The organism is Sorangium aterium, from assembly GCF_028368935.1.
Classification (GTDB): domain Bacteria; phylum Myxococcota_A; class Polyangia; order Polyangiales; family Polyangiaceae; genus Sorangium; species Sorangium atrum.
The window spans coordinates 1,623,078-1,637,291 of the sequence record NZ_JAQNDK010000001.1; the positions used below are offsets into that span (position 1 = coordinate 1,623,078).

The window sequence follows — 14,214 nt, forward strand, 5'->3', positions numbered from 1 at the left end:
TCGGGGTCGGCCACCTCAACCTCGGTCGGGGTGGCGGGGCCGGGGCCGCCTCAACCTCGGTCGGGGTCGGCTACCTCAACCTCGGTCGGGGTGGCGGGGCCGGGGCCGCCTCAACCTCGGTCGGGGTCGGCCACCTCAACCTCGGTCGGGGTGGCGGGGCCGGGGCCGCCTCAACCTCGGTCGGGGTCGGCAACAACAAGAGCGCCCTGGGACGCCAGAAGCACCGGCGCGTCGAGTTCATCCTCGTGCACTCGCCGAAGGAGCCGCAACGGACGCCAGCAACGCCCGCGGCCACCGCGCCATCGCCTCCGGCAGCGCCGCCGCTCTCGCCTGCGCCGCCGAAGCCCCGATCCCTCCCCACCCGCAGCGCACGGCCACGCGGACGGGCGGATCTCGCCGTCCTCCCCTCTGGATCTCTCGCCCGAGCTGAGCGACGCTCTCGCCCGCAGCATCCCGCTCCCGCCGACGGAGCCATGGAGAAAGCGCTCATGAACCGGACACTCATTGCACTACCCCTCGCGCTGTCGTCGCTGCTCGCCGCGGGCTGCGGCCACTCCGAGCAGGAGTGGAAGTCGCAGCTCGACAAGTACAACCAGCTCCAGAACCGGAGCCAGAAGAGGGAGGCCGAGCTCGAGAAGGAGCTCGCCGACGCGAAGCAGCGCGTCGAGGAGCTCGAGAAGAAGCTCGCGGACCAGGGCGCCGACATCTCGAAGATGAGCTCGACGCTGGAGGACCGCGAGAAGGCGCTGGCCGAGTACAAGGCGCGCGCGAAGCAGCTCGAGGCGATCCAGGCGCGGTTCGACCTGCTCCGGAAGAAGCTCGAGGAGCTCGTCAAGCTCGGCCTGGAGGTCCAGGTCCGCAGGAACCGGATGGTCATCTCGCTGCCCGGAGACGTCCTGTTCGACTCGGGCAAGGACACGCTGAGCAAGGACGGCCAGCAGATCCTGAAGAAGATCTCGGACGTCATCCGGGGCGACAAGTCGCTCGTGGACCGCGACTACCAGGTCGCCGGGCACACCGACAGCCAGCCGTACAAGAGCGGCCCGTTCCAGGACAACTGGGGGCTGTCGCTGATGCGCGCCCGGGCCGTGCTGCTGTTCTTGATCGGCAAGGAGGGCCAGCTGCCGACGAGGCACTGGAGCGCGGCAGGGTTCGCGGACACGGACCCCATCGCGAGCAACAACACGCCGGCCGGCAAGCAGAAGAACCGCCGGTGCGACCTGATCGTGCTCCCGGACGTCGACGAAATGCTCGACCTGACGAAGCTCGCCACGAAGTAAGCGCCCGCAAAAGACGGGCCCGTGACGCCGGCAGCGGCGTGCCGCTTCGTGCGCCACGGGCTCACCCGCGTCGTTCGGCGCGCTCGCGGCAGTGGCTCAGCCGCCAAGCCACTGCCGCGCGAGCTCGAGCGTGCAGGCGTTGTCCGGCACGTCGCGGAGGAAGCGCTCGCGCCAGGTCGGATCGCTGAGCTGCTCGGCGCGCGCGAGCAGCGCCGTCCTGGCCGACGCGATCGCGACCTCGGCCTCGGCGCGCCGCCCGCTCGCGGCGAGCGCCTCGGCGTAGGTCAAGCGGACGAGCGACTCCCCCTCTTCCAGCGTGCCAAACTCTGCCAACCGCGCGCTCGCCTCGGCGGCAGCCCGCATCGCCTCGTCGGTGCGCCCGAGCCCGAGCAGCACGCGAGCGAGGATGGAAAATGCCTGCACGCCCAGGGTCGGCGCGCTCTCGAAGAGCGCGATGGCGGCGCGCGCCTCGCGCTCGGCGGCCTCGGAATCGCCCATGGCCAGGGCGATCTTCGCCAGGTAGCAGCGAGCGAAGAGCTCCGTGCGCACCATGCCCGCCCCCTGGCTCGACGCGACCGCCTCCTCGGCGAGCGCCCGCCCTTCGGCGAGCTGACCACGGTACCCGAGGACCTGCGCGAGGTTGGCCTGCCCAGAGACCTTCAGCTCGTCCAGGTGCATCCGGTCGGCGGCCTCCAGGGCTGCCCGCAGCATCGACTGGGCCGTCTCGAAGTCGCCGAGCTCCATGCACACGGCGCCCAGGCTCGCCCGGGCGCTGAGCGCGTTGCGATGATCGCCGGCCTGCTCGAAGGCGAGCAACGCGGCTTCCTGGCTGCCTGCACAGGAGCCCAGGTCGCCTCTGCACATCTCATAGGCCGCGCGCGCGTCGTGGAGGTGCGCGACCACCTCGAGATCCCTCGTCTCCGCGCTCGCGAGGGCGCGCTGGACCACATCGAGCAACGCGGCGCCCTCGGCGTACCGCCCGCCCAGCGCCAGCGCGCTCGCGCCTGCGGACAGGCAGCGGAGCTTCGCGTCCTGCGCGTCCCCGGAGGCGGCCACGTCCACCGCCTCGGTCGTCACGCGAGCGACGACGTCCAGTCGACCCAGCTTCGACGTGGCCCATACGAGGGGGATGATGGCCGAGAACCATGCGGCCGAGCCGCGCTCCACCAGGCCCAGCGCCTCGCTCCCCCGCTCCGCGGAGAGCGCGAGATCGCCGCGCCACACATGGGCTTCCGCCTGGATGTGGCGGAGCCTGCCCGCGGCGTCCCCGGCCGCGCCGCAGCCGATACCCCGCTCGGCCCGCGCGATCGCCGCGTCGAGATCGCCACCCCGGAGCGCCTCCTCCGCCGCGCGCAGGTACGCCTCCGCCGCCCGCGCCGGCGCGCCGCCGAGCTCGAAGTGCTCCGCCAACGCCATGGCGTCCGCCCCGCCGGCCCGCGCCAGCCAGTCGCCCGCAAGGCCGTGCCCGACGCGGCGATCGCGCTCGGTCAGCATGCCGTAGGCGGCCTCCCGCACCAGCGCGTGCCGGAACTCGTACTCCACCTCGCCCGCGATGCGCGCCTCGCGCCGCCGCACCAGGAGCTCGCGCCGCCCGAGCTCCGCGAGCGGCTGCGCCACCGGCGCGCCGCCCACCAGGGCCGCCACCGCGCCTTCCCACGACGTCTCGCCGAACACGCTCGCCGCGCGCAGCACCCGCCGCTCCTCCACGCCCAGCGCCTCCAGCCGCGCCTGCACCATCGCCAGCGCCGTCTCCGGCATCCCCTCGCCGCGGCCCTCGGCCACCGCGCGGATGTGCTCCTCCAGCACGAACGCGTTGCCCTCGGCGCGCGCAAGCAGTTCGTCCACCTGCGCAGCGCTCACGCCGTCGCCGAGCACCTGCCGCACCAGCCGCTCGCTCGCGCGCCGGGGCAGCGGCGCGAGCCGCAGCCGGAGCCCGACCCGCTGGCGCCACAGCTCTGGAAACAGCTCGTCCACCTCGGGGCGCGCGAGCGCCAGCACCAGCAGCGGGAGGTCCCTCGCGTGCTGGAGCGCCGCGTCGATCAGCCGCACCGTCGGCAGGTCGCCCCAGTGCAGATCCTCCAGCACCAGCAGCACCGGCTGCCGCTGGCACTCGGCCCGAACGAAGTCCTCGAACGCCTGGCGGATCCGGTCGCCCATCAGCACCGGGCTCTGGCGCGCCGCCTGCAGCTGCACATCGCCCTCGTCAGGAAAGGGCGCCCCCACCAGCTCGCCGAGGAACGCCGCGACGTGCGGCCCCGTGCTCCCGAGCCCGTCGAGCCGTTCGACCCGGGCCAGCACCTTGCTCCGCCGCACCTCCAGCGACTCGCCGTCGAGCAGCCCCATGGCGCGGCGGAGCGCCTGGGCGAGCAAGCCGAACGCCGAGCCGGCCGCCATGGGATCGGCCCTGCCGATCCAGACCTCGGCGGCCTCGCGCTGCTCCTCGACGGCGCGGAGGAACTCCCAGGCGAGGCGCGACTTGCCCATGCCCGCCGCGCCAACGACGACCACCGCGCTCGCGGTCGGCTCGTCCACGCAATGGCGCCACTCGGCCGCGAGCTGCGAGAGCTCGCGCTCGCGCCCCACGCACGGCGTCGGCTTCCCGAGCAGCCTCGGCACCGTGTCCGGCTCCTCCTTCCGGCCCCGCAGCCAGCACCCCTCCGGGCCCTGGACGGTCTCGAAGCGGCTCGCGAGCAGGCTCGCCGTCGCGCTGTCGAGCCGGATTCCCCCGGACGGCGGGCCGTCGCGCCCGACGATCAGCTGGGCCACGCGATCGACGAGCTCGCCGACAGGCAGCCTCCCCTCGATCTCCGCCAGCCCCGTCGCCACCGCCACGGGTGCGCCGCCGACCACCGTCCGGAGCGCGAGCGCGCAATGGGCCGCTCGCACCGCGAGGTCCGTCGGAGACTCGGCGCCCGACAGCGCGATGAGCAGCCACTTCGACTGCAGGAAATCGAGGCTCCCCCCGTGGCGCGCCGCGAGGTCCCGCAGCGCCTGGGCCTGCGCGATCCCATCGGCCTCCGCCAGCGTGGCGTCGGTCTCCTCGCTGCCATGGGCGGCCAGGATGACGCACATGACCCGCCGCTCCGACGTCGTGATCTCCTCGCCAGGCGCGCGCGGCGCCGCGATCGCGCCCCCTCCTGCGGCGAGCCCCTCGCCGGCGAAGGCGGCGAGCTCCGCCGCGACGGCGGCGCCGTCGCTCGGCCGGTGCGCCGCCGACTTCGCCAGCATCCGGGCCACGAGGCGCTCGAGCGGCTCGGGGATGCCGTCGCGCAGCTCCCCGAGCCGCGGCGGCTCTTCCAGCACGACCTTCACGAGGAGCGACAGCAGGTTGTCGCCCAGGAACGGCCGGCGCCCCGTGAGGCACTCGAACAGGATGCACCCGAGCGCGAACACATCCGCGCGGGCGTCCACCGGCGCCTCGCCGCTCACCTGCTCGGGGGCCATGTACCCGGGCGTCCCGAGGATCGCTCCGGGCGCCGTCAGGCTCCGCGTGAGCCAGAGCTCGCGCGCGATGCCGAAGTCGAGCAGCGTGGCTCGCTCCACAGCACCGCCCACCAGCATCAGGTTGCTCGGCTTCAGGTCGCGGTGGACGATGCCCTGCTGGTGGATCGCGCCGAGCGTCGCCGCCACCTGCGCCGCCAGCGTCACGCCCTCGGCGATCGAAAGCGGTCCTTGGGCGAGCCGCTGCTCCAGGGTGACGCCGTCGAGCCATTCCATCGCCAGGTACGGCTGTCCTGCGGCGGTCGTCCCGTGCGCCACGTACCGCACGACCCCTGGCAGCCGGAGCGCGACGAGCACCTCCGCCTCCCGCGCGAACCGGCGCAGATCGCTCGCGCTCGCGCCTTGCAGCACCTTCAGCGCGACCGCCTCCCCCGACCGCCGGTCACGCGCGCGATAGACGTCCCCCATCCCGCCGCTTCCGGCGAACCGCTCGATCTCGAACCTTTCCTCGACCACGTCCAAATCGCGCATTGCGTCTGCGATGTCGTTCACACGGGCCTCTGGCGGCGGCCCTCCCCCGCAGGATCACGGCGCCCCGCCAGGAGCCATATGTGATCTACAATACGATCATTCCGATGTGTGGTCTATCTCGACACCTGGATCGCAGAACGACCACGACGCGTTCTGGTGCCCGGGCGTCCGGAGACATTCGCGCGTCGGGGGTGGCGGCGATGGAGTGGATGGGCGCGTGCTCCTCGATGCGGAGCGGCGCTGCGGCGGCGCCGGCGTGAATCGGCCAGCGGACGAGCGCTTCATCGTCACCGCCGGCCCAGAGGTGCTCGGGCGTGAGGACCAGGGCGTGGACCTGACGTTCGAGCCCCTCGAAGCGGCGGGGCGGGGCGTCGCCGGGCTCGGCGTCGCGGAGCGCCACGGTGCCGTCGGTGCCGGCCTCGGCGAGCCAGCGGCCGTCGGGGCTGTAGGCCAGCGCCATCACGCTCTCTCGGAGCATGGTGGCCCGTGGCCAGGATGCGTTCCGGTCTTCCGCCTGGACGAGGCTCACCCGGAGCACTCGTCCCGTCATCCCGGCGACGACCACTTCAGGACGGCCGGGGGCCACGGCGAGGGCATAGAGCGGCCGCCGCTCGGAGAGCAGCGTGGCCGGCGCCCCGCCCTCGCCGAGCGGCAGGAGCGTCAGATCCCCTGCGGCATCGGCCGACAGGACGGACATGCCGTCAGGGCTGGGGCGAAGCGCCCAGGGGAAGTTGCGCAGCTGGCCAATCCGACGAGGGGGAGCGCTGGAGACGCCCGACATCGCGACGACGGCATGATCGAGACCCCCGGAGACCCAGCCACCATCGGGAAGCGCGGCCAGCGCGGTCACCTCGCCCGCGTGGGCGGACCACCGGCCCGCGAGCGACCATGTGGCCGTCGACCACGCGCTGACGTTGCCGGCGCCGTCTCCGACGAGCACGGCTTGCCCCGCCGCGACGCTGCGCATCCGCCGCTGCGGGATCCCGAGCTGCCGCACGGCGAGCTGGCGATCCACGCCCGTGCAGTCCGCGACCCTGGCCAGCGCGATCGAGCCATCGTCGCCGGCCACCGCGAACCAGGTCCCGGTGGGATCGAACGCAGCGGCGGAGATGCCCGCCGATCGCTTCAGCTCACACCGCAGCGACCTGTCGGCGAGGCGGAAGACGCGGGCGCTGCCGGCGGCGTCTCCGGCGAGCAGCAGATCGCGCCGCGGGCTCAGCGCGAGCCCGTACACCCAGCGCTCCAGCGCGCCGAGGCGTTCGAGCGCGCCGCCGGGCTGGAGCAGCGTCACCTCGCCCTCGCCGCCGAGCGCGAGGAGGCCGCCAGGCAACGCCACCGCGCTCGCGGCGTCGTACCTGGCTGTCACGGCCTGTCGCCCATTCCACACCACGACACCGGCGTTCCCGCCGGCGAACGCGCGCCACCCGACGCCGGCCGCGCGGGACCAGATGACGCGCGCGGCATGCGCCGTGCGGCACGGAATCACGCGCAAAGGCACGCGCAAAGTGTCCTGATGGGAGGCTGGCATGTCCTGATGGGCACCGGCGTGTCCTGATGGCGGCCGCGCATGTCCTGATGGGAGGCTGGCATGTCCTGATGGCCCCGAAGATGTCCTGATGGCCCCGAGGATGTCCTGATGGCCCCCGGAGTCATCCAGACGGTCACCGCGCATGTCCTGATGGCCGCGTGGTCAGCACCCGGGCCCCGCGGTGCGCACCTCGCTTGGCCTCAACGTCAACCGCTGGCGCTCCGATGACGTTCGTGGTGCACCGGGACATGGCCTGTGAGCAGGGCGCATCCGTCTCGGTCAGCCCCGATCGCTCACCCGCCGAGCCACCGCCGCGCGAGCTCGAGCGTGCGGGCGTTGTCCGGCACGTCGCGGAGGAAGCGCTCGCGCCAGGTCGGATCGCTGAGCTTCTCGGCGCGCGCGAGCAGCGCGGCCCTGGCTGACGCGATCGCGGCGGCGGCCTCGGCGTGTCTGCCGCTCGCGGCGAGCGCCTCGGCGTAGGTCAGGCGGACGAGCGACTCGCCTTCTTCCACGGTGCCGAACTCTGCCAGCCGCGAGCTCGCCCCGGCGGCAGCCTGCATCGCTTCGTCGATTCGCCCGAGCCCGAGCAACGCGCGCGCAAGTACAGCAGTGGCCTGTACGGCGAGCGTCGGTGCGCTCTGCGTGAGCACCACCGCGGCGCGCCCGGCGCGCTCGGCGGCCTCGAAATCGCCCATGGCGAAGGCGATCTTCGCGAGGTAACAGTGCGCACATAGCTCCTGTCGCACCATGCCCGCTCGCCGGCTCGACGTGACCACAGACTCGGCGAGCCCCCGCCCGTCGGCGAGCTGACCACGAGCCGCGAGCACCTGCGCGAGGATGTTCTCGATGCCGAGCTTCAGCTCGTGCAGGTGCATCCGGTCAGCCTCCGCCAATCCTATGCGTATCAAGGGCTCCGCCCTCTCGAAATCACCGATCTCCGCGTAGATGGAACCCAAGTTTGTGCGAGCACTGCATGCATTGCGGTGGTCGCCGGCTTGCTCGAAGGCGAGCAACGCGGCCTCCAGACTGGCAGCGCCGGCGCCCAGATTACCAGTGCAGACCGCGTAGGCCGAGCGCGCGTCGTTGAGGTGCGCGACCACCTCGAGATCTCGCGCTTCCACATTCGCGAGAGCGCGCTCTACGAGATCGAGCAGCGCGGCGCCTTCGGCGTACCGTCCGGCCAGCGTCAGATTGGCCGCGCCGGCAGACAGGCAGCGGAGCTTTGCGCCCTGCACGTCGTCGCGAGCAACCACGTTCGCCGCTTCGGTCATCCAGCGGTCGACATCGTCCAGTCGACCCAGTTTGAATGCGGCCCATACCATGGGGGTAATGGCCGAGAACCATGCGGCCGAGCCGCGCTCCACCTGGGCTAACGCCTCACTCCCCCGCTCCACGGCGAGCATGAGCTCCCCGCGCCAGACATGTGCCTCCGCCTGGACACGCCGGAGCCTGCCGGCGGTGTCCCCTGCAGCGCCGCAGCCGATACCCCGGTCGGCCCGCACGATCGCCGCACCGAGATCGCCGCCCCGGAGCGCCTCCTCGGCCGCGCGAAGGTACGCCTCCGCCGCCCGCGCCTGCGCGCCACCGATCTCGAAATGCTCGGCCAGCGACATCGCGTCCGCGCCGCCGGCGCGGTTTAGCCAGTCGCCTGCGAGGCCGTGGCCGACGCGGCGGTCGCGCTCGGTGAGCGTGCCATATGCGGCTTCCCGCACCAGCGCGTGCCGGAACCCATACTCCACCTCGCCCGCGATTCGCGCGTCGTACCGTCGCACGATGAGCTCCCGCCGCGCGAGCTCGGCAAGCCGCCGCGCAACGGGCACGCCGCCCACGAGGGCTGCAACCCCGCCGTCCCAGAACGTCTCCCCGAAGACGCTCGCCGCGCGCAGCACGCGGCGCTCCTCGATGCCCAGCGCCTCGAGCCGCGCCTGCACCATCGCAAGCGCCGTCTCGGGCATGCCCTCGCCCCGGCCCTCAGCGACCGCGCGGATCTGCTCCTCCAACACGAACGCGTTGCCCTCGGCGCGCGCCAGCAGCTCGTCCACTTGACCCTCGCCCACGCCGTCGCCGAGCACCTCGCGCACGAGCCGCTCGCTCGCGCGCCGAGGCAGCGGCGCGAGGCGGAGCCGAAGGCCCTTGCGCTCGCTCCAGAGCACCGGGAACAGCTCGTGGACCTCCGGGCGGGCGAGCGCCAGCACGAAAAAGGGCAGATCCGCAGCGTGCTGGAGCGCGGCGTCGACCAGGGTCACCGTGGGCAGGTCGCCCCAGTGCAGATCCTCCAACACGAGCAGCACCGGCCGCCGCTGGCACTCGGCCTTCACGAAATCCTCGAATGCCTCGCGGAGGCGGTCGCCCATCAACAGTGAATTCCGTCGCGCCGCGTGGAGCTGCACATCGCGCTCGTCGGGGAACGGCGCCCCGACAAGCTCGCCGAGGAACGCCGCAACGTGGGCGCCCTTGCCCCCGAGGCTGTCGAGCTGCTCGACCCGGGCGAGCACCTTGCTCCGCCGCACCTCGAGCGGCTCGCCATCGAGGATGCCCATGGCGCGGCGGAGCGCCTGAGCGAGGAGGCCGAACGCGGAGCCGGCAGCCATGGGATCGGCCCTGCCGATCAAGACCTCGACCGCGCCGCCGGCCTCCTTGAGGGCGCGGAGGAATTCCCAGGCGAGGCGCGACTTGCCGAGGCCCGGAGCGCCCACGACGACCACGGCGCTCGCGGTGGGCTCGTCCACACAATGGCGCCACTCGGTCGAGAGCTGCGCGAGCTCGCGCTCTCGCCCGACGCACGGCGTTGGCTTACCGAGGAGCGTGGGGATCGTCTCCGGCTCCTCCTTCGGGCCCCGCAGCCAGGATCCTTCGGCCTCATGCGTTATATCGAAGCGGCTGGCGAGCAAGCCCGCCGTCGCGCTGTCGAGCCGGATGCCCGACCCCGCCGCTCGGGCATACCGCGAGAAAAGCTGAACGACGCGATCGATCAGCACACCGACCGGCAGCCGGCCGGCGACCTCTGCCAGCCCTGTGGCGATGGCCATAGGCAAGCCGCCGAGCTCCGCCCGCAGCGCGAGCACGCAATGAGCCGCGCGCGCGGCGAGATCCGTCGGGGCCTCGGCGCCGGACAGCGCGATGAGCAGCCACTGCGACTGGAGGAGCTCGAGGCGCCCGCCGTGCCGCACCGCGATATCGCGCAGCGCCTCCAACCGCGCCGCGCCCTCGGCCTCCGAGAGCGTGGCGTCCGTCTCCGGGCTGCCGTCGGCCGCCAGGATGACGCACATGACCCGGCGCTCTGCCGTCGTGATCTCCACGAGCGGAGCGGGCGGCTCCGCCATCCCGCTCGCTCCGACGCGGAGCCCTGATTGCGCTGGGGTTGCGAGCTCCTCAGCGACGGCGGCGCCGTCGCGCGGCCGCTGCGCCGCCTCTTTCGCCAGCATCCGGGCCACGAGGCGCTCGAGCGGCTCGGGGACGCCGTCGCGGAGCTCCCCGAGCCGCGGCGGCTCTTCCAGGACGACCTTCATGAGGAGCGAGAGCGCGTTATCGCCAAGGAACGGTGGGCGCCCCGCGAGGCACTCGAACAGCATACAGCCGAGCGCGAATACATCCGCGCGGGCATCGACGGACGGCTCGCCGCGCGCCTGCTCGGGGGCCATGTACCCCGGTGTGCCGAGGATCGCGCCTGGCGCCGTCAGGCTCCGCGCAAGCCGGATATCCCGAGCGATGCCGAAGTCGAGCAGCGTGGCGCGTTCGACCGCGCCGTCCACCAGCATCAGGTTGCTCGGCTTCAGATCGCGGTGGACGATCCCGAGCTTGTGGACTGCGCCGAGCGTCGCCGCCACCCGTGCTGCCAGGATCACGCTTTCGGCAATCGAGAGCGGTCCTTGAGCGAGCCTCGCGTCCAGGGTGATGCCATCGAGCCACTCCATGGCCAGGTAGGGCCGCCCCGTGGCGGTCATTCCGTGCGCCACATACTGCACGACCCCTGGCAGCCGGAGTGTGATGAGCGCTTCAGCCTCGCGCGAGAGCCGGCTCAGGTCGCGTATGTTCGCGCTCTGCAGCACCTTCAGCGCGACCACCTCCCCCGACCGCCGATCCCGCGCACGGTACACGTCCCCCATCCCGCCGGATCCGGCGAGCCGTTCGATCTCGAACCGATCCCCGACGACGTCCGAAGCGCGCATCGCCCTTCTTTAGGTGCTTCGCGCGAGCCCCCCGAATGCCGACCTCTCGCGCACGACCAGCACAGCTCACCACAAACGCAGGTTGATTTCCATCATCCAAACGTTGGTTCCCCTCGACGTCCCGGGGTCCACGTGCCCTGAAATGCCGCCGCGCTCTTTCGTCCCTACAGCAAAGCCATAGGCCCTCGCGGAGGGAGCACGCCGCGCGGCGCGCGCACGGGCTGTTGTCTGAGCCCAATTGACGTCCTGTGTCCGGCGCGCTCCGCGCGACGGGCACAGGACGTCTCAGGCGAGTTCAGCCCGTGCGCGCGCCGCGCGGCGTGCTCCCTCCGCGAGGGCCGGGCGAATCAGAACCCGCGTCTACTCCGTGGCCGCCGCCTCCCCTGCCCCGGCCGCCGCCGGCGCCGCCGCCACCTCCAGCTCGCAGCGCACCACCTGGACCTCGCCGTCCGCGAGCTCCGCCCGCTCCACGAGCTCGTGCTTCCCCGCCCGCACCGCCGCGAGCACGTCCCCCAGCGCCGGCCCGAGCCGCGCCAGCGTCGCCGCGTTCGCCCCCAGCGCCAGATGCGTCACCACGCGCCCCACGCTCGCGCCGAGCTCGCTCTTCCGCTTGTTGACCGCCGCCATCGCCGCAGCCGCCAGCTCCAGGAGCCCCGCGTCCGCCGGCGCCGCGACCTCCGCGAAATCCCCCGCCGCCGGCCACTTCGCCCGGTGGATCGACCGCTGTCCCGTCTCCTCCGCGTACACCCAGGCCCAGACCTCGTCGGTGATGTACGGAAGCACCGGCGCGAACAGCCGCAGCAGCACCGAGAGCCCGAGCCGCAGCGCAGCCACCGCCGAGCCCCGCGCCGCGTCGCCAGCGCCGCCCTCGCCGCGCGCACGCGCCTTGGCCAGCTCCAGGTACGCGTCGGTGAACCAGCGCCAGAAGAAATCCTCCGTCCGCTCGAGCGCCGCCGCGAACTCCTGTGCCTCGAACGAGCGCGTCGCGTCCGCCACCACCGCCGACAGCTTGTGCAAGAACGCCCGGTCCAGCTCCTCGGAGACCGGATGGACCTCCGCAGACTGGCTGAGCACGTACTTGCCCGCATTCCAGATCTTCGTCACGAGGCGCTTGCCGATCTTCAGCACCTTCTCGTCGAACGCCGTGTCCGTGCCGAGCCGCGCGCTCGCCGACCAGTAGCGGACCGCATCCGACGAGTAGTTGTCGAGCAGGTGCATCGGCGTCACGACATTGCCCTTGCTCTTCGACATCTTCTTGCGATCGGGGTCCAGGATCCACCCCGAGATCGCGATATGACGCCACGGCACCGACGCCTCGTGCAGCATCGCCTTCGCGATCGTGTAGAACGCCCACGTCCGGATGATGTCGTGCGCCTGCGGGCGCAGATCGGCCGGGAACAGCCGCGCGTGGCGCCCCTCGTCGAGCCCCCAGTGCGAGCTGATCTGCGGCGTGAGCGAGCTCGTGAACCACGTGTCGAACACGTCGGACTCCGCCGTGAAGCCGCCTGGCTTGTCCCGCTGAGACGCATCGTATCCGGGCGGCACGTCGACCGTCGGGTCGACCGGGAGCATCTCGCGCGTCGCGAGCAGCGGCCTACCGTGATCCGGGTTGCCCTCGGCGTCGAGCGGATACCAGACCGGGAACTGCACGCCGAAATACCGCTGGCGGCTGATGCACCAGTCGCCCTGGAGCCCCTCGGTCCAGTTGCGGTACCTGAGGCGCATGAAATCCGGGTGCCACTCGATCTTGTCGCCGAACTCGAGGAGCTTTTCCTTCTTGTCCGCGAGCCGGACGAACCACTGCCGCGTGGGCACGAACTCGAGCGGCTGATCGCCCTTCTCGAAGAACTTCACCGCCCGCTCGATCGGCTTCGGCTCGCCCCGCAGCGCCGGGCCCGTGCCCGCCACCGCCGCGTGCTCGTCGCGGCGGAGGAGCTCGACCACGGCCGCGCGCGCCTGCTTCACCCCCTTGCCCTGGAGCGGGGCATACGCCGCGTTCGCGGCGGCCGGATCGCGGCTCTGCCAGTCGCCCTCCCCGAACGTCACCGGGAGGACACGGCCGTTCTTGCCGAGCATCTGGCGGAGAGGGAGCTTCTGCTCCCGCCACCAGATCACGTCCGTCGCGTCGCCGAAGGTGCAGACCATCAGGATGCCCGTGCCCTTCTCGCGATCCACGAGCGTGCTCGGGAAGATCGGCACCGGCGCGCGGAAGATCGGCGTGAGCGCCGTCTTGCCGAAGAGGTGCTGATACCGCGGATCCTCGGGGTGGGCCGTCACGCCGACGCAGGCCGCGAGCAGCTCCGGGCGCGTCGTCGCGATGACGAGCTGCTCGCCCGTGCCCTCCACCGCGAACGCGATGTCGTGGAACGCGCCGGACTGCGGGCGATCCTCGACCTCCGCCTGCGCGACCGCGGTCTGGAAATCGACGTCCCACATCGTGGGCGCGAAGACCGAGTAGAGGTGGCCCTTCTCGTGCAGATCCAGGAACGACAGCTGCGCCGTCCTGCGGCAGTGATCATCGATAGTGGCATACTCGTACTGCCAGTCGACCGAGAGGCCCACCCGGCGGAAGAGCGCCTTGAAGACCTGCTCGTCCTCGCGCGTGACCTTGTGGCAGAGCTCGATGAAGTTCGGCCGCGACACGATGCGCGGCGGCTCCTTCTTGAGCGCCTCCGGCGCCGCCTGCGGCAGCGAGAGGCCGCGCTCGTAGGGCGTGCGCACGTCCGTGCGGACGTGGAAATAGTTCTGCACGCGCCGCTCGGTGGGCAGGCCGTTGTCGTCCCAGCCCATGGGATAGAAGATGTTGAACCCGAGCATCCGGCGCTGCCGGACGATGACGTCGGTGTGCGTGTAGCTGAAGACGTGGCCGATGTGCAGCGAGCCCGAGGCGGTCGGCGGAGGCGTGTCGACCACGAAGGTCTCCTCGCGGGGGCGCGAGGGGTCATAACGGTACGTCCCGTCGGCCTCCCACGCGTCGGCCAGGCGCTGCTCGGCGACGGGCGAGTCGAAATGCTTCGGGAGCGTCGCTGGATCGATGGTGCGGAACGTCTTCTTGGTCGTCACGTGATCACCTGCAAAACTGACCCCGCAGGTACCGCCCGCGGGGGCGCGCATCCTACGTCGTACCCAGGGTAACGCTCAAGGCGCGCCGCGTCACCGGAGGGCGATCCACGCTCGCGTCCGCCCGGGATCGGCGGCTCCGTCCTGGAGAGCCCGGTGGCTCCGCCGCGGCGCTCGACCTCGACGCGCTCGACGCGCCCGCCGA

At 72.2% G+C, this 14,214-nt stretch carries 5 protein-coding genes; 1 reads left to right on the top strand and 4 read right to left on the bottom strand.

The window, feature by feature from the left end:
- The first annotated feature begins 488 nt into the window (after positions 1-488).
- Positions 489-1,280, top strand: coding sequence for an OmpA family protein (locus POL72_RS05955; RefSeq protein ID WP_012237759.1), 792 nt, complete (start codon positions 489-491; stop codon positions 1,278-1,280).
- Positions 1,281-1,376: 96 nt separating this feature from the next.
- Here the strand turns inward: POL72_RS05955 and POL72_RS05960 are convergent, their stop codons facing one another.
- The 4 genes from POL72_RS05960 to valS all read right to left on the bottom strand — a co-directional run bounded on the left by POL72_RS05960 (position 1,377) and on the right by valS (position 14,012).
- Positions 1,377-5,252, bottom strand: a complete 3,876-nt coding sequence (locus tag POL72_RS05960; protein WP_272094043.1) for a serine/threonine-protein kinase — start codon at positions 5,250-5,252, stop codon at positions 1,377-1,379.
- An 85-nt stretch (positions 5,253-5,337) separates the two neighbouring features.
- A complete protein-coding gene (locus POL72_RS05965) occupies positions 5,338-6,618 on the bottom strand; it encodes a WD40 repeat domain-containing protein (RefSeq protein ID WP_272094044.1) in 1,281 nt (426 codons plus the stop codon).
- A gap of 455 nt (positions 6,619-7,073) precedes the next feature.
- Positions 7,074-10,949 (bottom strand): serine/threonine-protein kinase, encoded by a 3,876-nt coding sequence (locus POL72_RS05970; protein ID WP_272094045.1) that lies wholly within the window; start codon positions 10,947-10,949, stop codon positions 7,074-7,076.
- Between the two features lie 360 nt (positions 10,950-11,309).
- Positions 11,310-14,012, bottom strand: a complete 2,703-nt coding sequence (gene valS, locus POL72_RS05975) for a valine--tRNA ligase (RefSeq protein ID WP_272094046.1) — start codon at positions 14,010-14,012, stop codon at positions 11,310-11,312.
- Positions 14,013-14,214 lie beyond the last annotated feature (202 nt).